The organism is Pseudomonas sp. A-B-19 (genome assembly GCF_019947515.1).
In the GTDB taxonomy this organism is placed as follows: domain Bacteria; phylum Pseudomonadota; class Gammaproteobacteria; order Pseudomonadales; family Pseudomonadaceae; genus Aquipseudomonas.
Genome location: NZ_JAGYGN010000004.1, coordinates 280,095 through 306,207, shown reverse-complemented (window position 1 = coordinate 306,207; position 26,113 = coordinate 280,095). Strand labels below are relative to the sequence as shown.

Genomic DNA, 26,113 nt, shown 5'->3' with positions numbered 1-26,113 from the left:
TTGGCATTCGACAGGAGCGGACCGATGACCGATATCAAGCGCTATCCGATCAAGGTAATCGCGTTTGCGCTCCTGCTGATGTCCGGCAGTGCGCTGGCGGTGCAACCCATCACCGCGTTGCCGTTGCGGGTTGACGCTGAACAACGCTGGCACCTGCCGGCGGGCGAGTACCGTGGCTCGTTCAGCGTCGATCGACCGATGCAGATTGTCTGCGAGCCCGGCGCGGTGTTTCAGGCGCAAGGGCAGGGCAACGGCGTGATTGTCAGCGCCCCCGATGTCCGGATCGAGGGCTGTACCTTTCTGGATTGGGGGCACGACCTCACGGCCATGAATGCGGCGGTGTTCCTCCAGCCACAGGCCCGTGGCGCGGTGATCAAAGGCAATCGCCTGCAGGGCCAGGGTTTCGGTATCTGGGTCGACGGTACGCAGGATGCGAGCCTGATCGACAACCACATCCAGGGGGATCCGGCGCTGCGCTCCCAGGATCGTGGCAACGGTATTCATCTGTATGCGGTGCAGGGTGCCCGGGTCATCGGCAATCAGGTGCGCGACACCCGCGATGGCATCTACATCGACACTTCCAACGGCAACTTGCTGCAGGGCAACACCCTGGAAGACCTGCGTTACGGCGTGCATTACATGTTCGCCAACGACAACCGGCTGATCGGCAACACCACCCGCCGCACCCGCACCGGCTACGCCTTGATGCAAAGCCGCAAGCTCACGGTGATCGGCAACCGCTCCGAACAGGATCAGAACTACGGCATCCTGATGAACTACATCACGTATTCAACCTTGCGCGACAACTTCGTCACGGACGTGCGCGACGGCTCGACCGGCGACAGCATGATCAGCGGCGCCGAGGGCAAGGCGTTGTTCATCTACAACTCGCTGTTCAACAGCATCGAACACAACCACTTCGAGCACAGCGCCGTGGGCATTCACCTCACCGCCGGCTCCGAAGACAACCGCATCGCCGACAACGCCTTTGTCGGCAACCAACGGCAGGTCAAGTACGTCGCCACCCGCTTGCAGGAATGGTCAGCGGATGGCCGGGGCAATTACTGGAGCGATTACCTGGGCTGGGATCGCAACAACGATGGCCTGGGCGATATCGCCTACGAACCCAACGACAACGTCGACCGCTTGCTGTGGCTGTACCCGCAAGTGCGGCTGTTGATGAACAGCCCCGGGATCGAATTGCTGCGCTGGGTGCAACGGGCCTTTGCGGTGATGAAATCGCCGGGTGTCCTGGACAGCCATCCGCTGATGAATCCCACCACACGACCCCTGACCCAGGAGCCCACCGCATGAACGTCATCGACATGGAAGGCGTCAGCCAACGCTATGGGCACACCACCGTGTTGCATCAATTGAACCTGAGCCTGGGCGAAGGTGAAGTGCTGGGCTTGTTCGGGCACAACGGCGCGGGCAAGACTACCAGCATGAAACTGGTGCTCGGTCTGCTCCAGGCCAGTGAAGGGCTGGTCAAGGTGTTCGGCCGATTGCCCAGTGATCCGCAGGTTCGGCGTCTGCTCGGCTATTTGCCGGAGAACGTGACCTTCTATCCGCAGATGAGCGGCCTGGAGACCTTGCGTCATTTCGCCCGACTCAAAGGTGCAGCGCCCGCGCAGGTGGACCTGCTGCTGGAGGAAGTCGGCCTGGCGAACGCGGCGCATCGACGGGTCAAGACCTATTCCAAAGGCATGCGCCAGCGCCTGGGACTGGCGCAAGCCTTGCTCGGCGAGCCGCGTTTGTTACTGCTCGACGAGCCGACCGTCGGCCTCGACCCCATCGCCACTCAAGACCTCTATCGGTTACTCGACCGGCTGCGCAGCCAGGGCACCAGCATCATTCTCTGTTCCCACGTATTGCCGGGGGTCGAGGCGCATATCAACCGTGCTGCGATTCTGACCCAGGGGCGCCTGCTGGCCCTCGGCAGTCTGCGCAGATTGCGCGAGGACGCCGGGTTGCCGACGCTGATTCGCGCCAACGGCCTCAAGCACGCCGGGTCTTTGCGGCAATCCTGGAGCAACGCCGGGCACGTCACCCAGCACTGGGGCGTGGAGGGCGTTGAAGTGGCTGCGCTCAATGGCAACAAATTGGACCTGTTGCGCCAATTGCTCAATGAACACCAGCCGGCCGACGTGGAAATCGACCCACCGTCCCTGGAGGACATCTACCGCTATTACATGGGCCGGGCCGGTGCTACCCCCAGTGGAGAGACCGTATGAGCCCGATCTGGCACATGGCCCGCAAGGAATTCAATGACGGTTTGCGCAACCGCTGGTTGTTGGCGATCAGCCTGTTGTTCGCGGTGTTGGCGACCGGCATCGCCTGGTTGGGTGCGGCGGCTTCCGGGCAATTGGGCTTCACCTCGGTGCCCGCCACCATCGCCAGCCTGGCCAGCCTGGCGACGTTCCTGATGCCGTTGATTGCTTTGCTGCTGGCCTATGACGCCATCGTCGGCGAAGACGAAAGCGGCACGTTGTTGCTGTTGCTGACCTATCCGCTGGGGCGCGGGCACATCCTGCTCGGCAAGTTCGTCGGCCATGGATTGATCCTGGCGCTGGCGACCCTCATCGGTTTCGGCTGCGCGATGCTCGCCATTGCGGTGCTGGTGGAGGACGTCGAACTGAACCTGCTGCTCTGGGCTTTTGGACGATTCATGCTGTCGTCGACGTTACTGGGCTGGGGCTTTCTTGGGCTGGCCTATGTGCTGAGCAGTGTGTCTGCCGAGAAATCCACCGCTGCCGGGCTGGCGCTGGGTGTGTGGTTCTTCTTCGTGCTGGTGTTCGACCTGGCGCTGCTGGCACTGCTGGTGCTGAGCGAAGGGCAGTTCAACCCGAAGGTGCTGCCCTGGTTACTGCTGCTCAATCCCGCCGACATTTATCGCCTGATCAATCTCTGCGGTTTCGAACCCGGCGCCGGTAGCACTGGCGTGCTGACCCTGGGCAGCGATTTGCCTGTGCCGGGCTCGGTGCTCTGGTGGTGCCTGTTGCTGTGGGTGGCGGTGCCTTTGGGCTTGGCCTGGTTGCTGTTCCGTCGACGGGCGACATGAATTCATACCTTGGTTTTTGGAGCATCTGACGATGAGTAATCTGTATTCGACGACGGCACGCGCCGTGGCGGGCCTGATGGTCTGCCTGCTGCTGGCGGCCTGTGACAAACCGGTGCAAGCCACCTATAGCGACGCTCCCAGTGCTTTTCATCCCAGTGATGAATGCCATGTTTGCGGCATGATCATCGACGGCTTCCCCGGGCCCAAGGGTGAAGTGGTCGAGCGCAGCGGCATCAGGAAATTCTGCTCCACGGCGGAGATGATCGGTTGGTGGCTGCAACCGGAAAATCATCATGGCGAGGCCCGGTTGTATGTCCACGACATGGGCCGCAGTCCGTGGAACGTCCCCAATGATGCCCATCTGATCGATGCCAAGGATGCGTTTTACGTGGTCGGCATCCAACTCAAGGGAGCAATGGGTGTGGTATTGGCGTCTTTCTCCAGCCAGCAGGCTGCGGAAAAACTGGCCGCTGACCAGGGTGGTCGTGTGCTGCGGTTCAGCGAGATCGATCAGGCGGTGCTTCAGCAGCAGCCAGCGATGTCGCACTTGACTCATTGATCGGAGAGCCATCGAGAAAAGTGATCGCCGTCAAGTCGGTATTTTTGCGTCTGTTCAAAGATAGGGGCTCACAACGTCCCCAGTGCTTGGCATTAACGATGCCCAGGAGAACATGATGCAAACCGAGTTTCAGGATCGTCTGGCGGTGATCACCGGTGCCAGCTCCGGGATTGGCCTGGCGTTGTGCGCCGCGCTGTTGCCGCGTGGGGTCAAGGTACTGGCGATGTCACGCACCGTCGGTGAATTGCCGGCCTTGCAACAGATCTACGGTGAACGGCTGCAATGGTGCAGCGGGGACGTCACGCGCGAGGAAGACTTGCAGGGGCTGGCCCGGCGGGCGGCGGCACTGGGGCGGGTGGATTATCTGGTGCCCAACGTGGGTATCGCCGAAATGGCCGACAGCCTGGACATGCCGGCCTTCCAGCGCCAATGGGCGGTCAACGGTGCCGGGGCGTTGAACACCCTGGCGGCGTTGCGCGGTGAGTTGGCGAACCCGGCTTCGGTGGTGTTTGTCGGTAGTTTTCTGACCGGTTCGAGCTTTCCCGGTCTGGCTGCCTGCATCGCCAGCAAGGCCGCGCTGGCGGCTCAGGCGCGCACATTGGCGGTGGAGTTTGCGCGTTTTGACGTGCGCATCAACCTTGTTTCGCCGGGGCCGACCGCGACCTCGATGTGGGACCACCTGGGGTTGAGCGATGGGGAGCTCGATGACGTCGCCGACACCCTCGGCAAGCGTCTGCTGCCCGGTCATTTTCTCGATGCGTCGGCGGTGGCCAATGTGATTGTTTTTCAACTGTCCCAAGGCGCCCGGGGTGTCTATGGGCAGGATTGGAAGGTTGATAACGGGTACACGTTGGGCTGAAGAAGTGAACACAAACCCCTGTGGCGAGGGAGCTTGCTCCCGCTCGGCTGCGAAGCAGTCGTAAAATCAGCACATGCGTTTAATCTGAATGTACGCAGTGACTGCTTTTAGGGCCGCTTCGCGCCCCAGCGGGAGCAAGCTCCCTCGCCACAAGTGCGATGTGTATTTCGATATTTGGGCACAAAACCTAGTGCGAAGTGCCCTCCACAAACTCAATCTTGTTGCCCACGTTGTACTTGCCCGACGGCTTGTTCATCGGAATACGCTTGATCTCCTCGAGCGTATTGCTGTCATACACAATCAACGCGCCATCAGTGGCCCAGACGCTCAGCAACAAGTAGCGACCATCGCGAGTGAACTCGACATGGGCGGCCGTCTTGCCAGGCATCGGTCGCAAGGTGTGGGCGATTTCCAGAGTCTGTTTGTCAATCAAGTGGATCGCGTCGTTATCCGGTCCGAAGAACACATCGGTCCAGGCATACCGCGAAGTCACATGACTGCGCATAAAGAAGCCCGGCCCCAGGGTCGGAATTTCCTTGATCAGTTTCCAGGTCTTGAAGTCGATGACCGAGATCAGTCCCTTGCTGATGTTCGGCGTGGCGAACACCCATTCACCGTTACGTTTCCAGTAGGTCCCGGACCCAAGGTGCGGCATGCCCGGCAGCGGTATGTCGGTGACCACCTTGCCACTGTCGAGGTCGATCACCTGGCCGCCCCTGGCCTTGCGCGACGTGGCCAGCAGTTGCTTGTAGTCCGGTGAAAAGGAAAAGTCGTCCAGCCTATCCTCGGCCTGGATCCGTCGTGGTTCGAAGTCCGGTGTGCCGGCGCTCGACAACTCCCAGACTTCCTTCACGTCCTTGAGCGCCACGATGAAACTGTCCCGTGGCGGGGCGGTGTAGACCGCGCTGACCCGTGACGCGGTGCCGTCCTGGCCGATTGCCGGGATGGTTTTGACCAGCGACAGATCTCGGGCATCGAGTATTACCAGATTGCCCGGCAGATAGTTGCCCACCAGCACCCAGCGGCCATCTTTGCTCACCGCCAGGTTGCGGGTATTGAGCCCGGCGCGGACCTCGGCGATCAGCTTCAGGTTGTGCAAGTCGTACAGGCTGATCCAGCCATCGCGAGAGGCCACATAGACGAAGCGTCCATCAGGCGAGAACTTCGGTCCGCCATGCACCGCAAAGTGCGAAGCAAACCGCGCCAGCACTTCGAAACGATCGCCGTCGAGGATGTCGATGTGATGGTCGCCGGCTTCCACCACCACAAACAGGTTCAGCGGATCGGCGCCATGCTGGGGCGTGTCGGGCAGTTTGCTGATATCGGCGAGAATGGAATGACTGCCGCGAATGTCGTCGTTACTCCAGGTGGGTGGGGTGGCGGGTGATTGCTGGAGGTAGTCCACCAGCGCATCGATCTGCGTGGCGTTGAACACGTTGGCATACCCGATCATCTGGCTCGCGGGGCGACCGTTGTGAATGACGCTGCGGATTTCGTCGGGTCTGATCCGGCTCAGGCTCTCCGGCAGCAAGGCCGGCCCCGTACCGCCGAAACGGTTGACGCCATGGCAGCGCTGACAATGTTGTTGGTAGAGGTCGGCAGCCGCCTCGGAGGATGGAAGCGTTGCGCCGGCATGGGCCGCACCGACCCATAATAATGGGGCAAGCAGCATGCGCCTCATATCGCCACCTTATCGTGGCGTTGCAACACGGGAGCGGGGTAGAAGCGCGCCGGGTATTTGTGCTGTTGGGTCGCGAACAGATCGACCACTTTGCCGATCACTGTCAGCGTCGGAATGCCCGGTGGGCACGCCAGCGCCAGCGCCGGCAGCTGGTGCAGCCTGCCTCGCGCGACGTGCTGGTCGGGACGCGTGCCATTGCTGATCAGCGCCGCCGGTGTGTCGGCGGCCATTCCGGCTTCGATCAAGCGCTGGGCGATCATTCCGAGGTTCGATAACCCCATGTAAAACACCAGGGTCTGGCTGCTGTCGGCGAGGCTGCTCCAGGGCAATTGCAACTCGCCATCGCGCTGCAAATGCCCGGTAATGAAGCGGCAGGAGTTGACCAGATCCCGGTGGGTCAGCGGAATGCCCGCGTAAGCACTGCACCCCGAAGCGGCGGTAATGCCCGGAACTACCTGGCAGTCAATGTTGCGTTGCAGCAGATACTCCAGCTCCTCGGCGCCACGGCCGAAGATGAACGGGTCACCCCCCTTGAGCCGGACCACGCGTTGCCCCAGATCGGCGAGGTCGGCGAGCAGTTCGTTGATCTGTTCCTGGGGCAGGCTATGGCAGCCGCTGGCCTTGCCGACGTAATGCCGGGCGCAGGTGAGGGGGATCAACGTCAGCAGCTCGGGGCTGATCAGGCGGTCATAAACCACGGCGTCGGCCTGCATCAACAGGCTCCAGGCACGCAGGGTCAGCAGGCGTGGATCACCGGGGCCGGCGCCGACCAGGGCCACCTCGCCCGGTCTGAACGGGGACGCAAGTGCGGCCGGTAAAACAATCGATGGGTGCATGGGACATCCTTGGTTCTTCATCAGGTGGGCCGGCCCCATCCTTTGCCAGATGGCTCGCCAGGCGGGTGTTTCAGTGCATGACGCAAGGGATGGTCATTAATGGCGGCATACCGATTTCTTCATCGCTGAGGTGACAACCGGGGTCCTGGCCCCAGAGGTCTCCCTCGGCCCAGGCGCGGGTGCGGGTATTGCCGTTGCAGATGTTCAACCAGCGGCATTGGCCACAACGGCCACCGACGGCGCGCGGATGCACACGTAGCTGCTGCAGCAAGGCGTCCGGCTGGTCCAGCCAGAGCGTGCGAAACGGCGTTTGCCGGACATTGCCCACCGAGTGCTGCCACCAATAGGTGTCGGGGTGCACTTCGCCGGTGTTGTCGATGTTGGCGATGCCACTGCCCGAGGCGTTGCCGCCCCAAGCGCGGAGCATATGTTCCAGGCGCGGGTAATGTTCGGGGAGATGCAGGTTCACCCATTGCAGCAAGAGAATCGCGTCGGCATCGTTGTTGCCGCTGACAAAATCGCTGTCGCGGCCCTGCTGGATATCTTCCCAGGCCTGTTCGAAGATCAGCGTCATTGCCTCGCGGCTCATGTGCTGCCGGGCATCGAGCTTGCGGCTGCGTTTGCCGCGCCCGCTGTAGTTGAGGTGTGACAGATAAAACTTCTGCACGTCGTACTCGCGCATCAGCGCCAGTAATTGGGGCAGTTGTTGATGGTTCTCTTGGGTCAGGGTAGTGCGCAGGCCGACGCGAATACCCTGTTCGCGACAGAGGCGGATCGCCCGCATGGAACTGGCGAAACTGCCCTTGAGTTGGCGGAAGGCATCGTGGGTAGCTTGCAGACCATCGATGCTGATCCCGACATAGTCGAAATTCGCTGCGCGGATTTGTGTGATGTTCTGCTCTGTGATCAGCGTGCCATTGGTGGACAACGCGACAAAGAAACCCTTGGTGCGGGCGTAGGCGCTGAGCTCAAACAGATCGTCACGCAGCAGCGGTTCACCGCCGGAAAGAATCAATACCTTCACGCCGGCATCCTGCAGATCGTCTATCACAGTCAGTGCGGCGCGCGTATCCAGTTCATCGCGAAAGACACTGTCGGCGGACGTGGCGTAGCAGTGTTTGCAGGTCAGGTTGCAGCGCCTGAGCAGATTCCAGATCACCACCGGCGGCCGGTTGCTGCCCGGTGGGCTGGTTCTGGGGGCAGGTGCCTGGCCGGTCAGGGCACGCAGGTATTGGCTGATCCTCAACATGCAAATCTCCTTGAGCAAACGCGTGTTCAGCGTGGCATTGGCGGCAGCCGCAAACCGGTTTTCTTCAGGATGCGGCTGCTCACCAGCATCTCGTCGGCGGCGCAGGCGTCGCCCAGCAGGTAGCGCAGGTGTTCGCGGTAGCTGTCGATTTCCTCGCGGCTGCGGCCATGGACCATGGCGAACAGGTTGTAGCGCCACGCGGTTCGCCGTGGGCGTCGATAACAGTGGCTGACGAAGGGCTGCGCACCGATCAGCGTGCCAAGGCGCGGCATGTCGGTATCGCGCACATCCCAGACCGTCATGCCGTTGTAGCGATAGCCCAGGCGATAGTGGTTGGGGACGGCGGCGATTCGCCGGATCGCGCCCTCGGCCTGCAAGCGCTTGAGCAAGTCCAGGGTGGATTCGATGCTCAGCTTGAGCTGTTCGGCGAGCCAGGCCCACGGGTCGTCCAGCAATGGCAGGCCGGCCTGGGTCAGTTCGATCAGACGGTGCGCCAGGGTGTCTTCAGACCGGGAAGTACAGACCGACATGGTAAGTCTCCTCTTTGGGCAAGTTAAGCAGCGGCAGGCCGGTCAGGGTTTCGATGTGCTGCAGGGTTTCAGCGATACCTTGTTCGGTCGTGCAACCGAGCACGAACCACATGTTCCAGGTGTGTTCGCGACGGTAGTTGTGCGCCACTTCAGGCAGGGCGTGCAGTTGCTCGGCAACCGCTTCGAACCGTTCTTCCGGCACCGCCAGCGCCGCCAGGGTGAAGGCGCCGCCCAGGCGTTCGATGTCGAACATCGGGCCGAAGCGCGTGAGCATGCCGTCTTCCAGTAGTTGATGAAGACGATCGAGCAATTCGGCGCTGCTGCTGTCCAGTTCGGCGGCCAGTGCCTGCCACGGGTAGCGCACCAGCGGCAGGCCCAGTTGCAGACGGTTGATCAGTCGACGGTCGAGGTCATCCATGGGTGGGGGCTCCTGTTGGCGAGGGGGCGAAGCGTGCGCCGCATTGTTTGAACGCGTGAGTGCTGAACAGCAGTTGGTGGGGCAGGTCGCTCAGCAGGTGTTCTTCCAGCAACGCCTGGATCTGCGCCTCGACCTGCGCCCGTTGGCGCCCGTGAACCATGCAGAACAGGTTGTAGCGCCACAGCGGCAAACGCCGCGGCCGTTGATAACAGAGGTTGATGCCGTGCGCTCGCCCCAGGCGCTGGCCGACTTCGTCGATCAGCGCGTCCGGAACATCCAGCACCAGCATGGCGTTGGCGGTAAAACCCAGCGCGCGGTGGTTGAGCACCAGGCCGACCCGGCGAAACAGCCCTTGCTCGTGCCATAGGCGCATTTGCGCGAGCACCTGGTTTTCATCGGCGTCTATCCGTTCGGCGAGGGCCTGATAGGGACGCGATACCCGCGGCAACCCGGCTTCCAGATGCCGACGCAACGCCAGTGCCTGTCTGGGACTCAACCCCGGCTTCATGAGCTTCCTCCCAGGGCAAAACCGAGGTCGATGCGGTAAGCGGTCAACATCGGCAGATCCAGCGGCATGAGGCCGGTGTCTTTCTCGAGTTGTTCAAGAACGCGTTCGATGTGTTGGCGATCAGGACCGGTCAGCACAAACCACAGGTTGTAGAAGTGCTCCCGCGCGTAGTTATGGTTGACCTCGGGATACTGGCTGACGTGCTCGGCGACCTGTTGCAAGCGTTCGGCGGGCACGGCGAGGGCGGCGAGGGTGCTGGCCCCGGCGCGACTGTGTTCGAACACCGGGCCGATCCGGGAAAGGGTGCCGGCCTGATCCATTTCTTCCAGGCAGGCCATCACCTGGGCCTCGCGGCAACCGAGAATCCGCGCCATTTCCTTGTAAGGTTCCGCGCACAGCGGCATCCCGTGCTGGAAGCGGTCGATCAATTGGCGGCTGAGCAGGTCGAGGTTCATTTCAATAGCCCATTTTTTGCGCGCGACTGCTGAAGAAGATGCCGCTCGGCGCGGTGGCGGGAAGGGTGCTCAACTGCTTCAGGCTGTACGGGTCCCAGACTTGAACCTGATCGCCATCGCGTAACGACAGCCACAACTGGTCGCCACGGGCGGTGAATTCCATGTGCAGCACCGCCGGCCCTGGTCGCAGATCGGCGACCACGGCGTGGGTTTCAGTGTCGATGACCTGTACCCGATCGTTGTCCGGGTAGGCGAAATTGACCCACAGCTGCCGACCGTCCGGCCGCGACGTGACGAACACCGGTTGGCCTGCCACCGGGATGGCAGCGGTCTGCTGCCACGTGCGCGAATCCATCACCAGCACCTGGTGACGGCCGACAGCGGGCACGAAGGCCTGATTGTCGGCAACGGCCCAGCCCTCCAGATGCGGCATCTTGTAGACGGGCAGTTTCGCCTGGCCGCGTCCGTAGTCACCGAGCACTCGCTGCACCCCGCGCTCTGGATGCCAGAGGTCGAGTTGCGCCATGCCGTCTTCGCCGAACAGTCCCGCCATGTAATAGCGACCATCCGGGGTCACCAACGCGTCGTAGGGTTGCTGGCCGATGTCGGTGAATCGGCTGATCCGAGGCGTGTTGCCTTGACTGAAATCGGCGGTCCAGATCTCGCCGGTATCGAACAGGCTGAACACAAAACGCTGCCCGGGCGCATCGACCAGGCCGACCACCCGTGAGCGCCTGGTGCGATCGGCCAGGGGCGTGGCCGGAATATCGGCCAACAGTTGCAGGTTTTCGGCATCGAACACCTTGACCCCGCCGGGCACGTAATTGGATACGGCGATGAGTTTGCCGTCCTGACTGATCGCGCCGCCGATGCTGTTGCCGCCCTGTATCACCCGTTGATCGATGCGTTGGGTCAGCAGGTCGATCTTGCTCAGCCCGCCGTCGCGGCCGAACACATAGGCATAGCGCTGGTCGCGGGAAAACACCACCGAGGCATGGGACAGATCGCCCAGACCCTCGAGTCGGGCCAGTGCCGTGCGGGTGTTGCTTTCAATGATTTGCACGCTGCCGGTGGCGCGCTCCACCACCACGCCCAGATCGCCGGTACCACGCAAGGGGGACTGCGCGCAGGCGGATAACAACAGCCCGGTCGCTGCTAAAAGCAGGGTTGAACGGATCATGGCGCGGGATATCCCTGGAGAAGAAGATCGACCAGCCAACGGATGTCGTCCGGGGTGAGTAACGGAGCCCAGCCGGGCATCGCGGTGCCGGGCCGGCCTTGGCTGACGGTGGCTATCAGGCTGTCCCTGGACTTGCCCGCCAGCGTTGCGCGGGTCAGGTCGGGACCCAGCCCGCCGGTCATGTGCAGTCCATGGCAGGCGCCGCAGTCCTGGGCCAGCAAATGTTCGAGTTGTGCCTGACGCTTGGCGTCCGGCGCGGCAACCGCAGTTGCGCAAATGAGGAGGAGGGCCGCCAGAATCGCAGCGTGTCGATAAACCTTCATGACGCCCTCCAGTTGGCTATTTGAGACTCAGGACCCAGGTTGCAAGTGTCTTCGCTTCTTCATCCGTCACCGGGTTGGCGGGCATTGGCATCGGGCCCCAATTGCCTTGCGTACCGTTCTTGATGTGGCTGGCCAGGGTGTCCACGGCCCCGGCCACGCCAGCGTTCTTGGCCGCGACATCCTTGAGCGCCGGGCCGACCAACTTGGTGTCGATGGAATGGCAGGCGGCGCAGGGTTTGCTCTTGAACAGTTCCTGGCCGTCTTGGGCAATGGCCGGCTGCACACTCAGCGCAGCGGTCAGGGCGAACAGTGAAAACAGAGTATTTTTCATGGTTGTTCCTTACATTGATGGAGCTCAATAAATGTCGTGTTGGGTGTTGTAGACGTTGAATTTTCCGGTGGGGGTGATCAGTCGTTTGTCCTTGATAACCGATTTGAGCTTCAGCGTTTTATCGTCGATCACCACCAGTGCCGACTCCTCTGACTGACCGCTCCACACGGAAAACCAGACCTCATCGCCGGCCTTGTTGTATTCCGGCTGCACCACCCGCAGCGCGCCTTGCTTGATGCCGGCGTACTCGGCGATGGGCAGCACGGTGTAGCCGGCATCGAGTTTGTCGATGTTGAACACCGCCACCGACTGGCTCAGCCTGGCGTCCGGGTTGAGGGTGGTGTCGACATACAGATGACGGGAGTCAGGGTGGGTTTTGATGAACAGCGATCCGCCGCCCTGGCCCTTGAGCGAGGCGACCTGTTTCCAGGCGAACTGCGGGTGATTGACCGGGTCGGTACCGATCAAGGAGATGCCGTCATCGCCCAGGTGGCTGGTGGCCCAGACGGGGCCGTAGGTCGGGTGGTTGAAATTGGCGCCGCGCCCCGGGTGAGGGGTTTTGCCGACCTCCACCAAAGCCGCCAACTTGCGATCTTTGGAGTCGATCACCGCGACTTTGTTGGAGTTGTTGGCGGCGGTCATGAAGTAGCGGTGTGTGCTGTCCCAACCGCCGTCATGCAGGAAGGGCGCGGCATCGATGTAGGTGATGGTGAGGTTTTTGATGTCCTGGTAATTGACCAGCATGACCTTGCCGGTTTCCTTGACGTTGACGATGAACTCCGGCCATTCGTGGGAGGCGATGATCGCCGCGACTCGGGGTTCGGGGTGGTATTCCTGTTTGTCGACAGTCATGCCGCGGGTCGAGACGATTTGTTTTGGCTCCAGGGTTTCGCCATCCATGATGGTGAATTGCGGCGGCCAATAGGAGCCGGCGACGGTGTATTTGTCTTCGTAGCCTTTGAACTTGGAAGTCTCCACCGAGCGTGCCTCGATGCCCACTTTGACTTCGGCGACCTTGGTCGGCTCCACCGGCCACAGGTCGATCATGTCGATCCGCGCGTCTCGACCAATCACCAAGAGGTAGCGACCGGAGGCAGAAATGCGTGAGATGTGCACCGCATAACCGGTCTCGATCAGCTTGACGATTTTCTTGCTGTCACCGTCGATCAAGGCAATCTTGCCGTCATCGCGCAACGTCACCGAAAACAGGTTCGGCAGGTTGAGTTTGCTCAGTTGCTTCTTCGGACGATCCTCAGGCTTGACCAGTACTTTCCAGGTTTTCAGCGTCTCGGCCATGCCCCATTCCGGTGGCGTCGGCGGCGTGTGCTGCACGAACTTGGCCATTGACGTGATCTGATCCTTGGTCAGCGCATTCGACGTTCCCCAGTTCGGCATGCCCGCCGGTGAGCCGTAGGTAATCAACGCTTCCAGAAACGGTTGCCCGCGGGACTGGGTGATGTCCGGTGTCAGTGGTTTGCCGGTGGCGCCTTTGCGCAGGACGCCGTGACAGCCGGCGCAACGCTGAAAGTAAATCTCCTTGGACGAGTCGAACTCGGCCTGACTCATGTCGGGCGCTCCGGCGGACTTGACCATGAGCGGGCTGGCCGCAGCGGCAGCGGGCTCGTCGGCGTTGGCCGCGTGAGTCACCGCAAGGGCCAGCGCCGAACACAATGTGGCGACAGTCAGAGCAAACGTTTTTCTATTGCTGATCAGCATTCCATTTCTCCTCAGGCAAGACCTTTGCGATGTGCTGAAACGGCAGCGCAGAACGCAGGTTCTTAGTGCCGTGCAAGGCTATGCCCGAGCAGGCCAATGCTCGCTTGACCGCGATCAAGTTTGCCGGCCATGTCACTTGCCAGGTTGTCGCAGGGGCCCGTAGCGTGTGGCTTGAATCCGCTTTTGGAACAGACAGCCCATGGACCGAATCCAGTCTTGCGAACCCTTCTATCAACCGCTCAACAATGAGCAGGCGCTGTTCGAGCAGGCCTGGCGACACGGCATGCCGGTGCTGATCAAAGGTCCGACGGGGTGCGGCAAGACCCGTTTCGTCCAGCACATGGCCCATCGGTTGAAACTGCCGCTGTACACCGTGGCTTGCCATGATGACTTGAGCGCCGCCGACCTGATCGGCCGTCATTTGATCGGTGCCCAAGGCACCTGGTGGCAGGACGGGCCACTGACCCGCGCGGTGCGTGAAGGCGGCATTTGTTATCTGGACGAAGTGGTCGAGGCGCGCCAGGACACGGTGGTGGTATTGCATCCGCTGGCTGATGATCGTCGTGAGTTGTTCCTGGAGCGCACCGGCGAAGTGCTGCAGGCACCGTCGTCATTCATGCTGGTGGTGTCGTACAACCCCGGCTACCAGAACCTGCTCAAAGGCATGAAACCCAGCACCCGACAACGCTTCGTGGCGATGCGATTCGGCTATCCGCCGGTGGTCGAGGAAGAGCGTATTGTCGCCCGGGAAGCACAGGTGGACAGCGCGCTGGCGGCGCAAGTGGTCAGGCTGGGGCAGGCGCTACGAAGGCTGGATCAACATGACCTGGAGGAAGTCGCCTCGACGCGGCTGCTGATTTTTACCGCGCGAATGATCCGCGCCGGCATGAGCCCGCGCGAGGCGTGCATGGCCTGCCTGGCCGAGCCGCTGAGCGATGATCCATTGACGGTAGCGGCGCTGATGGGCGTGGTTGATGTCCACTTCGGCTGAGGCCAGACGCGTTGCGCCGGGTCACTTGCCGGGCGATCTGGCGATGTGGTTTTTCATTCTGGCCGAGCTGTCGGTGTTCGCCGTCCTGATTCTGGCGTTCGCCGTGACCCAGGCACTCAAACCGCAGTTGTTCGCTGAAAGCCGTCAGTTGCTCAACACCTCAACCGGCCTGGCGATGACCCTGAGCCTGCTCACCGCCGGGCTGTTCGCCGCGCTGGCTCAGGAGCAAGTCAGGCGTTCCCGGTCTCGCCATGGCGCCGTGCTTCTGCTGGCTGCGTTGCTTGCCGGCAGCGTCTACGTGGTGTTGAAGATCACGGAATACCGGCACTTGTTGGCCTCGGGGCTGGGCATGGAGCACAACACGTTTTTCACCCTCTACTGGATCCTCACCGGTTTTCATTTTCTTCATGTACTGCTCGGCATGGTCATCCTCGGATGGCTGGCCGAGCGCTGCCGTCGTGGCTTACACAACGCGGTCAACCGCAGCGGGCTTGAATCGGGTGTGCTGTATTGGCACATGGTCGATCTGATCTGGGTCGTGCTGTTTCCGCTGGTGTACGTGCTGAATTGACGGAGGTTCTCATGTCGGTTTCCAGGTTTTTGCTGATCTGCTGGACAGCGTTGGCCACATTGAGCGTGTGCACGGTGGTGCTGGCACAGACGGGCGCTACCTGGCTGCTGTCTGTGGCCATATTGCTGGTGGCGGTCGGCAAGGCCTGGGTGATTGCCGATGGCTTTATGGAGATGCGTCACGCCCCGCGATTGTGGCGCCGGTTGATGGTGGGCTGGGCAGTGGTGTTGGCAGTCGTTGTAGGGCTGACGCTGGTATCGATCGGCTAGCCAACCTGTGGCGAGGGAGCTTGCTCCCGCTCGGTTGCGAAGCAGCCGTAAAACCTGTGCCTGCTTTCTATCTGAATATTCGCGGTGACTGTTTTAGGGCCGCTGCGCGCCCCAGCGGGAGCAAGCTCCCTCGCCACAGGTTGGTGCCTGGCGTCCTGGTGCCTATACCCGACCCAAACCATCTGCCTTTCTTGATCGCCATCAAGCAGCTTTCAGACCTTGGCTTTCTATCATGGGCACGCCAAGCAAAGAGGAAGCGACCATGTCAGAGACCTTCACCAAAGGCATGGCCAGGAATATCTACTTCGGGGGAAGCATCTTCTTCTTCCTGATATTCCTGGCCTTGACCTATCACACCGAACAGACCTTTCCAGTGCGCAGCAACGAAGCGCAGTTAACCGAATCAGTGATTCGCGGCAAGACCGTCTGGGAGCAAAACAACTGCATCGGCTGCCACACGTTGCTGGGCGAGGGCGCCTACTTTGCGCCTGAGCTGGGCAACGTGTTCCAGCGGCGCGGCGGGGAGGCGGGCTTCAAACCCTTTCTGCATGCCTGGATGAAAATGCAGCCGCTGGGCGTACCGGGCCGACGAGCGATGCCGCAGTTCAAGTTGAGCGAGCAGGAGGTGGATGACATCGCCGAGTTCCTCAAATGGAGTTCGAACATCAACACCAATGGCTGGCCGCCAAACAAGGAGGGCTAAGCGATGAGCATCGCTAATCCGCATCTGAAATTCGCCTCGCAAGCCGTGGCCAAACCGTACTTCGTGTTTGCCCTGATGCTATTTCTCGGTCAGGTGCTGTTCGGTTTGATCATGGGTGTGCAATACGTGATCGGAGACTTTCTGTTCCCGATCATTCCCTTCAACGTGGCGCGGATGGTACACACCAATCTGCTGATCGTCTGGCTGCTGTTCGGCTTCATGGGCGCCGCCTATTACCTGATTCCGGAAGAGGCCGACCGCGAACTGCACAGCCCGAAGCTGGCGATCATTCTGTTCTGGGTATTCGCCGCCGCTGGCGTGCTGACGATTCTCGGCTATCTGCTGGTGCCTTATGCGGGCCTGGCCAGACTGACCCACAACGAACTGCTGCCGACCATGGGCCGGGAGTTCCTGGAGCAGCCGACCATCACCAAGATGGGCATTGTGGTGGTGTGCCTGGGCTTCCTCTACAACATCGGCATGACCCTGCTCAAAGGTCGCAAGACCACCGTCAGCATGGTGATGATGACCGGGCTGATCGGCCTTGCGGTGTTCTTCCTGTTCTCCTTCTACAACCCCGGCAACCTGGCCCGCGACAAGTTCTACTGGTGGTGGGTGGTGCATCTTTGGGTGGAAGGCGTTTGGGAGCTGATCATGGGTTCGATGCTCGCCTTCGTGCTGATCAAAATCACCGGTGTCGACCGCGAAGTCGTGGAGAAATGGTTGTACGTGATCATCGCCATGGCGCTGATTACCGGGATCATCGGCACCGGTCACCACTTCTTCTGGATCGGTGCGCCCGAGGTCTGGCTGTGGGTGGGCTCGATCTTCTCGGCCATGGAGCCGCTACCGTTCCTGGCCATGGTGATCTTCGCCTTCAGCATGGTGAAGAACCGTCGCAGGAAGCACCCGAACCGCGCCGCCACACTGTGGGCCAAGGGCACTACGGTCACCGCGTTTTTCGGTGCGGGTGTCTGGGGCTTCCTGCATACCCTGGCGCCAGTCAACTTCTACACCCATGGTTCGCAACTGACGGCAGCGCACGGTCACCTGGCCTTCTATGGTGCTTACGCGATGATCGTGATGACCTTGATCAGCTACGCCATGCCGCGTTTGCGCGGATTGGGTGAAGCGGCTGACGAGCGTTCGCAGTCCCTCGAAATCTGGGGCTTCTGGTTGATGACCCTGTCGATGGTGATGATCACGCTGTTCCTCACCGCTGCCGGTGTCGTCCAGGTTTACCTGCAACGCTGGCAGGCCGACGGGATCGCCTTGCCATTCATGGCCACGGTCGAACATCTGCAGGTGCTGTTCTGGGCGCGTCTGGGCGCCGGTCTTGGGTTCTTCGCAGGCTTGCTCTGCTACCTGCTCAGTTTCAAGCAGCGTGGCCGCGCTGCGTTGCGCGCCCCGGCTGCGGTTGTACCTTCATGAACGGGTGCAATGGCTAGAAAAGGTCGGCCCGGCTGATACAGCGGGCCGTTTTTTTGGTTTCCAGCAAGGGCAAGCATCATGGCATTTACCGTCGAACTGGAAGAGTGGGTAGGCAGTGTCTGGCATCGTTTCATCACCCGGCGTGCCAGCCCGGACTTCCCCGAAGCACGGGTTGAACTGGCCAGCCAGCAACGCCCGCTGGCGCTGTTGTTCCGCGCCATGGGCGGTGCCAATGGCGTCGGTGTGGAAGCGGCCAGCGATCGCGATCTGCTGCTGCGCCGCAACCTGTTGCAGCAAATCGCCGGCACCTGCAAACAAGTACCGTTGGCGTGGTGCGACGCGAGTAATCTGCGGCTGCCATCGAGCCTGGCGGTGTTTCCTGAAGTGGCACTCAATGAGGAGCTCTATCGCTGGCTCGCGTTGCTGGCGGCACAGGCCGGGCAGATGCGCCACTGGGGCCGGGACAATCAACGCTGGACGCAGCAGTTGCTGCGACGCTATCCCGCGCTGCGTGTTCGTTACCAACGACTGGTCGAGGCCCATCTGCAATTGCGCCCCGATCCGGCCTCGTTGAATGCCAGCGAAGCGGCACTGGAACGGGCGTTACGCCAGGCGTTGCGCGAGCCCGGCAGTGTCGAGCATTTTCCCCGTAGCGAACGGGCCGCGTGGCCGCTGCCGCTGTGGTTGTACCCTCCGCAAAACCTCGCCAGCCCGCAGGCTGCGGATCTGGGCGATGAGTCCGAAGAGTCGTTGAGCACGCCGCCTGGCGAACAGAAAAGCGGGCGTAAACGCGCGACGCGGATCGATGAAAGTACCCGTGAAGGCGGGCTGCTGGTGGTGCGTCTGGAAAACCTGTTCAGCTGGACCGAGCACGTCGACCTGGATCGCTGGTCGGACGACAGCGAAGACCCGGACGCCGCCCGAGTCGCCGACGACCTGGATGAGTTGACGCTGTCGCGTACCCGTCTGCGCAAGGGCGGCGGTCTCAAGCTGCATCTGGATTTGCCACCGGCCGATGTCGACGATATTCCCCTCGGCGAGGGCATCAAGTTGCCAGAGTGGGACTATCGCAAACAACAAATGCAGGACAGCTTCGTCAACCTGCAAATGCTGGTGCCCCGCGACTGTGAGGCGCAGCCGCTGCCATTGCGGTTGAAGGCCTCGGCGCACCGCTTGCGGCGCCAGTTCGAGCATCTGCGCAATGATCGACAATGGTTACGCCAACAACCTCAGGGATCAGAGCTGGACATGCAGGCCTGGCTGGATTTTCACGTTGAGCGCGAGCATGGCCAGTGCGTCGAACGCGGTCTGTTCATGGAGCTGCGCCAGACTCGTCGCGACCTGGCGTGCCTGTTGCTGGCCGACGTGTCGATGTCCACCGATGCCCATCTCAACGATGAGCATCGTGTCATCGACGTCATCCGCGACAGCCTGCTGCTGTTCGGCGAAACCCTGTCGGTGCTGGGCGATGATTTCGCCCTGTACGGGTTTTCCTCGTTGCGTCGTCAGCAGGTGCGCATGCAGGAACTCAAGGCGTTCACCCAGCGTTATGACGACACCACCCGAGGTCGTATTCAAGGCCTCAAGCCGGGGTATTACACACGCATGGGCGCCGCCATTCGCCAGGCCACGCAACTATTGGGCACGAGCAAGCGGCGCAGCAAACTGTTGCTGCTGCTCACGGATGGCAAACCCAATGATCTGGACCTGTATGAGGGGCGCTATGGTGTTGAAGATACTCGCGAGGCGGTGCTGGAGGCACGGCGTCAGGGGCTGACGCCGTTCTGTATCACCATCGATCGCGAGGCCGGTGATTACCTGCCGTACATGTTCGGCGCCAATGGCTACACCTTGATCCGCCAGCCCGAACAACTCCCCCTGCGCTTACCGCAGTTGTACCGCCAGCTGACCCAACCTTGAGCCCCGGGTTGATCAACGCAGCATCAGCTGATGCTGCGCGGCAGCCAGAAAAACATCACCACGCAAAAGACCGTCAGGCCAACGCAGAACCACATGAATCGACGCTGCCGACGTTCTCCGGCGCGTTCAGCCAGTGCCGGCAGGGGCATGCCGCATTGGTGGCACTCGGTTGCTTGTGAAGGGGTGGCATGTTGACAATACAGGCAGACGGGCATGCTACTCACTCGAACTGTTCCAGGCGCAAGCGATCAAGAATGGCGATCTGACGGCCGTCCTGGGTAATGATGTTTTCATCGATCAAGCGGCGGATGATCCGCGAAAAGGTTTCCGGCTGGATCGACAGATGTCCGGCAATCAGCTGCTTGGCCATCGGCAGTTCGAATTGGCTGCCAACGTTTTGCTGGCGCACCAGTTGCGTCAGCAGATAACGCACGACCCGGTGGGTGGCGTTTTTCAGCGACAGGGTTTCGATTTCGTTGACCCGTTGATGCAAGCGAACACAGAGCTTGCCCAGCAGCGCAAAAGTCAGCCGGCTGTTGCTCTGCAGCAGGTGCATGTAGGTGCTGTTGGATATCCGGTAGAGCTGGGTGGGGCAGATGGCTTCGGCCGAGGCCACATAGTTTGGGGTGTCCATCAGCATCATCGCCTCGGCGAAGGTTTGCCGATCGCTGATGACCTCGAACACTTTCTCCTGCCCATCGGGTGTCAGCCGGAAGATTTTCACTGCACCGGCAATGATGAAATAGAACGAATCGGCCGGCTCACCCTGACGGAACAACGGCTCGCCTTTGTCGATGCTCAGCAAGTGACTGGTACTCATCAGTTCATCCAGCTGTTCTTCGTTCAACGGCTCGAACAAGTGATGACTGCGCAGAATCTGGTGATGGACGCGATGAAGCACCATGAGAATTCATCCTGAAGATTGAGAAGGAGGACCCGGTCAGACGAGACCCAGGGAGACGCCGCTGGCCATGGCCAGGATTGAGCTCAACACAACAAACCAGGCCAGTGGCTGGATGACTTTTTTCATGACGGCTCCGGGTAATCGAGAGGGATCCAGGGTTTCTAAAAGGCTGCCCATGCAGAGCAAGACGCGGGCCAGGCTTGGAGGGCCTTGTTTATTGGGGGTGTCAGCGATCAGGGTAAAAAATACCGTTATGCGTAGGGTTTAAATGACCATTAAAGGGTCATTTGTACCCTGATCGGGAGTACCTTGTGGCGAGGGAGCTTGCTCCCGCTGGAGTGCGAAGCACTCCCAATACCGGCCATTGAAATTCTTCAGATACAACGCATCAGCAGGTTTACGGCTGCTGCGCACCCGAGCGGGAGCAAGCTCCCTCGCCACAAAGGGCGCGCGCTCGGCATCCGGGGCACGTCCCTTGCACACTTGATCTGCGACAAAGGCAATGGATCGGTAATACCCGATGATTGCCCCAGGATTTACCTCGGCGCCTGCGGGTTGGCGCAAGGTCGGCAACAAGTTAGAGGAGTGGTTTCATGCAAGTACTTGACCGCCGTAAAGCGATGGCAATCGCGCCGCTGTTACGTCTGGCCTTTCGGCCGTTTTTCCTCGCCGGCTGTCTCTTGGCAGTACTGGCCATTCCGCTGTGGCTGGCGGCTTTTGCTGGTTCGATTTCCAACTGGCAGCCGGCGGGCGGTTGGCTGGGCTGGCATCGGCATGAATTGCTGTTCGGGTTCGGCTTGGCGATTATCGCAGGCTTTCTGCTGACTGCCGTGCAGACCTGGACCGGTCGCCCTGGCCTCAGCGGCAAACCGTTGGCCGCGCTGGCGCTGCTGTGGTTATTGGCGCGAACGGCCTGGCTGGCCAATGTGCCGTGGCCGTTGCTCGCGGCGCTGGAACTGGCGTTCCCGTTGGCGGTGGCGGTGCTCATGGGCTTCACCCTGTGGAAGGTGCGGCAGAAACGTAACTACCCGATTGTGCTGGTTTTGCTGTTGTTGGCCTTGGCTGACGGGTTGTCTCTGTACGGCCTGGTGGAAGGGCATGAAGGCTGGCAGCGCCGCGGCGTGCTGACTGGCATCTGGCTGGTGGCGGCGATGATGGGGTTGATCGGCGGGCGGGTGATTCCATTCTTCACCCAGCGCGGTCTTGGTCGGGTGGAAGGCGTTGCCGCCTGGCCTTGGCTGGATCGACTGCTGTTGGTGGGCTCGCCGCTGGTGGCGTTGTTATATGCCGCAGGACCTGCGCTCAACCCCAATGTCTGGGTGGGCCTGCTGTTCGCAGTGCTGGCAGCGGGACATCTGGTGCGCCTGGTGCGCTGGCATGACCGGGCACTCTGGCACGTGCCGCTGCTGTGGTCGCTGCACCTGGCTTATGGCTGGTTGGCGGTGGCGTGCCTCGGGATGGCGCTATGGCATTTCGGTGTGCCGGTCAACCCGAGTCTGGCGGTGCATTGCCTGACCATAGGAGCCATGGCCGGCCTGGTGCTGGCGATGATCGCGCGGGTCAGCCTCGGCCACACCGGTCGCCCCCTGGAACCGCCATCGGGCATGACCCTGGCGTTTATCTTGCTCAACCTGGCGTGCCTGAGCCGGGTCGTGTTGATCGAGTTCTTTCCCTTGCCGGCATTGTGGCTTGCCGGTCTGTGCTGGGCGCTGGCGTTTGCGCTGTATGCCTGGCGTTATGGGCCGATGCTGCTGCGGGCCCGGGTCGACGGTCATCCGGGATGAGCATGCGAACTGACAGAGGCTGGCGCTGATGTATCCCTTTTTACTGGTCACGCATTTGCTGGCAGCGATTGCCTTCATCGGCACACTGTTTTTCGAGGTGGTCATCTGGCATCGTGCGCGCCAGCCGTTGACGGATATTGCGCAAGCGACGGCGGATCAGGCGATTGCCCTGCGTTCGCGTAAAGTCCTGCACGGCGTGGTGTTGCTGTTGTATGGCGCTGGCATCGGTTTGGCGTGGCAGTACCGGGGCGCATTGAGTCAGCCACTGGCCAGCAGCTTTGGTACCTTGCTGAGCCTGAAGATCATCCTGGCCATGAGCATCATCGGTCATTACTTGCTGCTGGCCTATTGGCTGATCCACGGGCGACTGACTGCAACGCGTGCAAGCTGGATTCGCCGCAGCATCCTCGGGCACATGGTGTTGATCGTGATCCTGGCCAAGGCGATGTTCTATTGGCACGGTTGATCGCAAGACGCCCCTTAGAAACAAAACCCGCGTCAACCGGTGGGCTGGCGCGGGTTGGGTGTGACAGGCAATCGATCAGTGACGAGGGTTAAGGGCGTTGATGAACAGCACGTTGTTTTCCAGGTGGATGTGTTGCATCAAGTCATCCTTGAACTCCAGCAGCCCGCGGTAGAGGGCACGCCAGGTGTTACAGGCATCGGCGGGCGCAATGATGTGATTGGTCAGGGCGAGCATCTTCTCCAGCGCTTCACCATGTTGATCATGTTCGAAGCGCAGTACCTGAATCGGCGGAGCAGCCTGAGGACCGATGCCTTGTTGCAGCATCGGGAACAGCACCTGTTCTTCCTTGAGCATGTGGCCTTCAAGTTCCTGCTGCATGTCGGTCAGAAGATCGGCCAGGCCGTTGGGGCAACTGCTGCGTGCGCCATGGACCTGTTCGACGCGGCGGGCCAGTCGGATCAGTTCCGGCAGTTGCTCGCGGTGGCGGGCGTGGTAGCGTGCCAGGAGATGGGCGATCAGCAGTTCCGACGGTTCGTTGCGCCAGTCGTGCTGGGTTTCGCCGGCGTCTTGCAGAATCTGCAGGGCATCGGCAATGAGGACCGGATCGAGTTTTTTGCCAAGGGCCGCTTCACGCAGGCTTGTATGCCCGCCGCAACAGAAGTCCAGTTTGAAGGTGTGAAAGATCCGGGTGGCACCGGGAATGTCGCAGGCCAGTTGGCCGAGGCTTTGTTCCAATAGGGTCTGGCTCATCAGGGTTCCTTGTTTGGGTTTCAACGGTTTCCCTGATCCATTGCATTCGGTATGCCATATTTAAGCGATTGAAAAGCATCGATTATTTTTTAGTTGTGGTGATAGTCACCCTGACGCTTCAGGGTGAATTCAACCATAGAGGGTGATTACTACCATGCTGCGAGAAAGCCTGGCAGCCGACCTGATTGTCGAGTTGCCCAATGCCGTACGGTTGCAACGACTGGTCCAGACCCTGCGCGAATACTTCAACAGTGGCGCCGTGGGCTTGCTGCGTCTGGATGACGACAGCCTCAGGCCCGTTGCGACGGTGGGGCTGGTTCATGAAGCGTTGGGGCGCCGGTTCGTCATTGCCCAGCATCCTCGGCTGGCGGCGATCATGGCATCGCGCGAGCCGACCTGGTTCGAACCCGACAGCCGCCTGCCGGACCCCTACGACGGCTTGCTCGACAACCACATCGGCGAACCGCTGCCGGTACACGACTGCATGGGTGTGAGCCTCTATGTCGAAGGGCGGATCTGGGGGGCGATCACCCTCGATGCGCTGCACGCCGGGACCTTTGACAACCGGGCGCGGGAAGAACTCAAACGCTGCACTTTGCAGATCGAAGCCGCCGTGCGGGTCACCCGCCTGGAGCAGGAAAACCGCAGCTTGCGCCTGTCCCGCAGCGATCCCCAGGACTTGCGCATGCCCGTCGAGGAGGGCGAGATCCTCGGGCAGAGTGAGGTGTTGCATCAATTGCTCAATGAGCTGGATGTACTGGCCGATTCCGATCTGCCGGTATTGCTGCTGGGCGAGACCGGCGTCGGCAAAGAGCTGTTCGCCCGGCGCTTGCATCGTCTTTCAAGGCGCCACCACAAACCGTTGATACACGTTAACTGCGCCGCCTTGCCGGAATCCCTGGCAGAGAGTGAGCTGTTCGGGCATGTCAAAGGCGCCTTTTCCGGCGCCACCAGTGACCGTGCCGGACGTTTCGATGCCGCCAACGGTGGCACGCTGTTTCTCGATGAAGTCGGGGAGCTGCCCTTGAGCGTGCAAGCGAAATTGCTGCGCACCCTGCAGAACGGCGAGATCCAGCGCCTGGGCGCCGACAAGCCGCTGCACGTGGATGTGCGCATCATCGCCGCCACCAACCGACACCTGCCGGACAGCATCCGCGACGGCTTGTTTCGGGCCGATCTGTATCACCGCCTCTCGGTATACCCGGTGCCGATTCCGCCCCTGCGCGAGCGCGGTCACGATGTGTTGCTGCTGGCCGGGCATTTCCTTGAACTCAATCGGGCGCGGCTCGGCCTGCGCGGCTTGCGCTTGTCACCGGCGGCCGAACGCGCGCTGCTGCTTTATACCTGGCCGGGCAATGTGCGCGAACTGGAACACGTGATCAGTCGGGCCGCGTTGAAGCAGCTCAGTCGTGGGACGAGTCGTGCGTTGATCATGACGCTTGCGCCTGAGATTCTCGATCTCGACAGCGCGATGGCGGCCCCGGGGTCGGTGGTCGAGCCATCCCCGGACATTACGGCTGATCTGCCGTTCCAGCCTTTGGGCGAAGCCGTCGACGATTACCAGCGCAAGAAAATCCTCGAGGCCCTGAGCCTGTCCGGGGAAAACTGGGCCAGCGCCGCACGAATCCTGGAAGTCGACCCCAGCAACCTGCACAAACTGGCACGGCGACTGCGTCTGAAGTAGGCGACTGTGTTGATGGTGGTCAAGGTGGCTTTGCGCAGTGCCTCGCACACTGCATAAAACCTTCCGGAGATCACCGTCATGCCGCTTTCCCTGGCCCAAATGCGCCGCAACTACACCCTCAATGGTTTGCAAGATGAGGCAGCACTGGACGATCCGCTGGCGATGTTCCGGCAGTGGCTGCAACAGGCCCGCGAAACCGAGTGCGCACCTGTCGAGGCCAATAGCACGGTGCTGGCGACGGTCGACCCTGAGGGGCGGCCACACTGTCGGGTTCTGCTGCTCAAGGGGTTGAGCGATGAAGGTTTTACTTTTTTCGGCAATTACCAGAGCGACAAGGGGCAGCAATTGGCCGCCAATCCCTTTGCTGCCATGACGTTTTTCTGGCCGGGGCTGGAACGTCAGGTGCGTATCGAAGGCAAAGTGTCCAGACTCGACCCAGCGTTGTCGGATGCGTACTTCGATTCTCGCTCCATGGCCAGTCGCCTGGGTGCCTGGGCTTCACCGCAAAGCCGCCCGCTGGCCAGTCGTGCAGCGCTGGAATCCATCCTGGCTGAAACCATCAAACGCTTCGTTGGCCAAACCATGACGCGTCCCGAGCATTGGGGCGGCTACTGCTTGTGCCCTGAACGTCTGGAGTTCTGGCAGGGGCGGGCTGATCGCTTGCATGATCGACTCGATTACCGGTTGTGCGATGGATTGTGGAAGCGAAGCCGGTTGGCGCCTTGAACACTTTTCAACGGCTCACGAAATGATGCGCCGAGCACAAAACCTGTGGCGAGGGAGCTTGCTCCCGTTCGGCTGCGAAGCAGTCGTAAAACGGCGGATGCGGTCTACCTGAAGAGTTGCGGGGGCAGGTTTTGGGGCCGCTCCGCAGCCCAGCGGGAGCAAGCTCCCTCGCCACAGGTCTGTGTGCTACTTGTCATCACCGCCGGCT

At 61.2% G+C, this 26,113-nt stretch carries 29 protein-coding genes; 15 read left to right on the top strand and 14 right to left on the bottom strand.

Annotated elements, in window-relative coordinates; genetic code table 11:
* Positions 1 to 24: 24 nt before the first annotated feature.
* From KGA81_RS06970 to KGA81_RS06950, 5 genes are all read left to right on the top strand, one after another.
* A complete protein-coding gene (locus KGA81_RS06970) occupies positions 25 to 1,314 on the top strand; it encodes a nitrous oxide reductase family maturation protein NosD (RefSeq protein ID WP_223545159.1) in 1,290 nt (429 codons plus the stop codon).
* Positions 1,311 to 2,234, top strand: coding sequence for an ABC transporter ATP-binding protein (locus tag KGA81_RS06965; RefSeq protein WP_223545158.1), 924 nt, complete (start codon positions 1,311 to 1,313; stop codon positions 2,232 to 2,234). Before KGA81_RS06970 ends, KGA81_RS06965 begins: the two co-directional genes overlap by 4 nt.
* The gene (locus KGA81_RS06960; RefSeq protein ID WP_223545157.1) at positions 2,231 to 3,061 is read left to right on the top strand and encodes an ABC transporter permease; all 831 of its coding nucleotides are present in this window, start codon (positions 2,231 to 2,233) and stop codon (positions 3,059 to 3,061) included. The genes KGA81_RS06965 and KGA81_RS06960 overlap by 4 nt, the downstream gene beginning before the upstream one ends.
* A 31-nt stretch (positions 3,062 to 3,092) precedes the next feature.
* Entirely contained in the window at positions 3,093 to 3,620 is a 528-nt protein-coding gene (locus KGA81_RS06955) for a nitrous oxide reductase accessory protein NosL (RefSeq protein ID WP_223545156.1), read from the top strand.
* Positions 3,621 to 3,735: 115 nt separating this feature from the next.
* Positions 3,736 to 4,479, top strand: coding sequence for an SDR family NAD(P)-dependent oxidoreductase (locus tag KGA81_RS06950; RefSeq protein WP_223545155.1), 744 nt, complete (start codon positions 3,736 to 3,738; stop codon positions 4,477 to 4,479).
* A gap of 187 nt (positions 4,480 to 4,666) precedes the next feature.
* Here KGA81_RS06950 and KGA81_RS06945 read toward each other — a convergent pair whose 3' ends face one another.
* The 11 genes from KGA81_RS06945 to KGA81_RS06895 all read right to left on the bottom strand — a co-directional run bounded on the left by KGA81_RS06945 (position 4,667) and on the right by KGA81_RS06895 (position 13,706).
* Complete coding sequence (locus KGA81_RS06945; protein ID WP_223545154.1) at positions 4,667 to 6,160, bottom strand: cytochrome D1 domain-containing protein; 1,494 nt, start codon at positions 6,158 to 6,160, stop codon at positions 4,667 to 4,669.
* Positions 6,157 to 6,996 carry a uroporphyrinogen-III C-methyltransferase gene (cobA, locus tag KGA81_RS06940; protein WP_223545153.1) on the bottom strand — a complete coding sequence of 280 codons (840 nt, stop codon included), beginning with the start codon at positions 6,994 to 6,996 and terminating at the stop codon, positions 6,157 to 6,159. The genes KGA81_RS06945 and cobA overlap by 4 nt, the downstream gene beginning before the upstream one ends.
* 70 nt (positions 6,997 to 7,066) lie before the next feature.
* Positions 7,067 to 8,245 (bottom strand): heme d1 biosynthesis radical SAM protein NirJ, encoded by a 1,179-nt coding sequence (gene nirJ, locus KGA81_RS06935; RefSeq protein ID WP_223545152.1) that lies wholly within the window; start codon positions 8,243 to 8,245, stop codon positions 7,067 to 7,069.
* Positions 8,246 to 8,271: 26 nt separating this feature from the next.
* Positions 8,272 to 8,775, bottom strand: coding sequence for an Lrp/AsnC family transcriptional regulator (locus KGA81_RS06930; protein WP_223545151.1), 504 nt, complete (start codon positions 8,773 to 8,775; stop codon positions 8,272 to 8,274).
* The gene (locus tag KGA81_RS06925; protein WP_223545150.1) at positions 8,750 to 9,193 is read right to left on the bottom strand and encodes an Lrp/AsnC family transcriptional regulator; all 444 of its coding nucleotides are present in this window, start codon (positions 9,191 to 9,193) and stop codon (positions 8,750 to 8,752) included. The genes KGA81_RS06930 and KGA81_RS06925 overlap by 26 nt, the downstream gene beginning before the upstream one ends.
* Positions 9,186 to 9,701 (bottom strand): Lrp/AsnC family transcriptional regulator, encoded by a 516-nt coding sequence (locus KGA81_RS06920; protein ID WP_223545149.1) that lies wholly within the window; start codon positions 9,699 to 9,701, stop codon positions 9,186 to 9,188. Before KGA81_RS06920 ends, KGA81_RS06925 begins: the two co-directional genes overlap by 8 nt.
* Positions 9,698 to 10,156, bottom strand: coding sequence for an Lrp/AsnC family transcriptional regulator (locus KGA81_RS06915; protein WP_223545148.1), 459 nt, complete (start codon positions 10,154 to 10,156; stop codon positions 9,698 to 9,700). Before KGA81_RS06915 ends, KGA81_RS06920 begins: the two co-directional genes overlap by 4 nt.
* A gap of 1 nt (position 10,157) precedes the next feature.
* Complete coding sequence (locus KGA81_RS06910; protein WP_223545147.1) at positions 10,158 to 11,336, bottom strand: cytochrome D1 domain-containing protein; 1,179 nt, start codon at positions 11,334 to 11,336, stop codon at positions 10,158 to 10,160.
* A complete protein-coding gene (locus KGA81_RS06905; protein ID WP_223545146.1) occupies positions 11,333 to 11,659 on the bottom strand; it encodes a c-type cytochrome in 327 nt (108 codons plus the stop codon). Before KGA81_RS06905 ends, KGA81_RS06910 begins: the two co-directional genes overlap by 4 nt.
* A gap of 16 nt (positions 11,660 to 11,675) precedes the next feature.
* A complete protein-coding gene (locus KGA81_RS06900) occupies positions 11,676 to 11,990 on the bottom strand; it encodes a c-type cytochrome (RefSeq protein WP_223545145.1) in 315 nt (104 codons plus the stop codon).
* Between the two features lie 24 nt (positions 11,991 to 12,014).
* Positions 12,015 to 13,706, bottom strand: coding sequence for a cytochrome D1 domain-containing protein (locus KGA81_RS06895; protein ID WP_411736541.1), 1,692 nt, complete (start codon positions 13,704 to 13,706; stop codon positions 12,015 to 12,017).
* A gap of 208 nt (positions 13,707 to 13,914) precedes the next feature.
* On the opposite strand from KGA81_RS06895, the gene KGA81_RS06890 reads away from it, so the two are divergent.
* The 6 genes from KGA81_RS06890 to KGA81_RS06865 all read left to right on the top strand — a co-directional run bounded on the left by KGA81_RS06890 (position 13,915) and on the right by KGA81_RS06865 (position 19,591).
* Positions 13,915 to 14,697 carry a CbbQ/NirQ/NorQ/GpvN family protein gene (locus KGA81_RS06890; RefSeq protein WP_411736543.1) on the top strand — a complete coding sequence of 261 codons (783 nt, stop codon included), beginning with the start codon at positions 13,915 to 13,917 and terminating at the stop codon, positions 14,695 to 14,697.
* Complete coding sequence (locus tag KGA81_RS06885) at positions 14,681 to 15,268, top strand: cytochrome c oxidase subunit 3 family protein (RefSeq protein WP_223545143.1); 588 nt, start codon at positions 14,681 to 14,683, stop codon at positions 15,266 to 15,268. The genes KGA81_RS06890 and KGA81_RS06885 overlap by 17 nt, the downstream gene beginning before the upstream one ends.
* An 11-nt stretch (positions 15,269 to 15,279) precedes the next feature.
* Entirely contained in the window at positions 15,280 to 15,537 is a 258-nt protein-coding gene (locus KGA81_RS06880) for a cytochrome C oxidase subunit IV family protein (protein ID WP_223545142.1), read from the top strand.
* A gap of 262 nt (positions 15,538 to 15,799) precedes the next feature.
* Positions 15,800 to 16,240 (top strand): c-type cytochrome, encoded by a 441-nt coding sequence (locus tag KGA81_RS06875; RefSeq protein ID WP_030130714.1) that lies wholly within the window; start codon positions 15,800 to 15,802, stop codon positions 16,238 to 16,240.
* Positions 16,241 to 16,243: 3 nt separating this feature from the next.
* Positions 16,244 to 17,671: a cbb3-type cytochrome c oxidase subunit I gene (locus tag KGA81_RS06870; RefSeq protein ID WP_223545141.1), complete on the top strand. Its 1,428-nt coding sequence runs from the start codon at positions 16,244 to 16,246 to the stop codon at positions 17,669 to 17,671.
* A gap of 78 nt (positions 17,672 to 17,749) precedes the next feature.
* Entirely contained in the window at positions 17,750 to 19,591 is a 1,842-nt protein-coding gene (locus tag KGA81_RS06865) for a nitric oxide reductase activation protein NorD (RefSeq protein WP_223545140.1), read from the top strand.
* Positions 19,592 to 19,614: 23 nt separating this feature from the next.
* Here KGA81_RS06865 and KGA81_RS06860 read toward each other — a convergent pair whose 3' ends face one another.
* Together KGA81_RS06860 and KGA81_RS06855 are read right to left on the bottom strand one after the other, a co-directional pair.
* Positions 19,615 to 19,806, bottom strand: a complete 192-nt coding sequence (locus KGA81_RS06860; RefSeq protein ID WP_263293260.1) for a protein DnrP — start codon at positions 19,804 to 19,806, stop codon at positions 19,615 to 19,617.
* Positions 19,807 to 19,811: 5 nt separating this feature from the next.
* The gene (locus KGA81_RS06855) at positions 19,812 to 20,495 is read right to left on the bottom strand and encodes a Crp/Fnr family transcriptional regulator (protein WP_223545138.1); all 684 of its coding nucleotides are present in this window, start codon (positions 20,493 to 20,495) and stop codon (positions 19,812 to 19,814) included.
* 593 nt (positions 20,496 to 21,088) lie between these two features.
* Between KGA81_RS06855 and KGA81_RS06850 the strand changes: the two genes are divergently transcribed.
* Together KGA81_RS06850 and KGA81_RS06845 are read left to right on the top strand one after the other, a co-directional pair.
* On the top strand, positions 21,089 to 22,279 hold the full coding sequence (locus tag KGA81_RS06850; protein ID WP_223545137.1) for an NnrS family protein: 1,191 nt from the start codon (positions 21,089 to 21,091) through the stop codon (positions 22,277 to 22,279).
* Between the two features lie 28 nt (positions 22,280 to 22,307).
* A complete protein-coding gene (locus KGA81_RS06845) occupies positions 22,308 to 22,745 on the top strand; it encodes a CopD family copper resistance protein (protein ID WP_223545136.1) in 438 nt (145 codons plus the stop codon).
* Between the two features lie 75 nt (positions 22,746 to 22,820).
* Here KGA81_RS06845 and ytfE read toward each other — a convergent pair whose 3' ends face one another.
* The gene (ytfE, locus tag KGA81_RS06840) at positions 22,821 to 23,495 is read right to left on the bottom strand and encodes an iron-sulfur cluster repair protein YtfE (protein ID WP_223545135.1); all 675 of its coding nucleotides are present in this window, start codon (positions 23,493 to 23,495) and stop codon (positions 22,821 to 22,823) included.
* 154 nt (positions 23,496 to 23,649) lie between these two features.
* Here ytfE and norR point away from each other — a divergent pair, with 154 nt between their 5' ends.
* Both norR and pdxH read left to right on the top strand, forming a co-directional pair.
* Positions 23,650 to 25,179, top strand: coding sequence for a nitric oxide reductase transcriptional regulator NorR (norR, locus tag KGA81_RS06835; protein WP_223545134.1), 1,530 nt, complete (start codon positions 23,650 to 23,652; stop codon positions 25,177 to 25,179).
* Positions 25,180 to 25,257: 78 nt separating this feature from the next.
* Entirely contained in the window at positions 25,258 to 25,905 is a 648-nt protein-coding gene (pdxH, locus tag KGA81_RS06830) for a pyridoxamine 5'-phosphate oxidase (protein ID WP_223545133.1), read from the top strand.
* Positions 25,906 to 26,113: the final 208 nt, after the last annotated feature.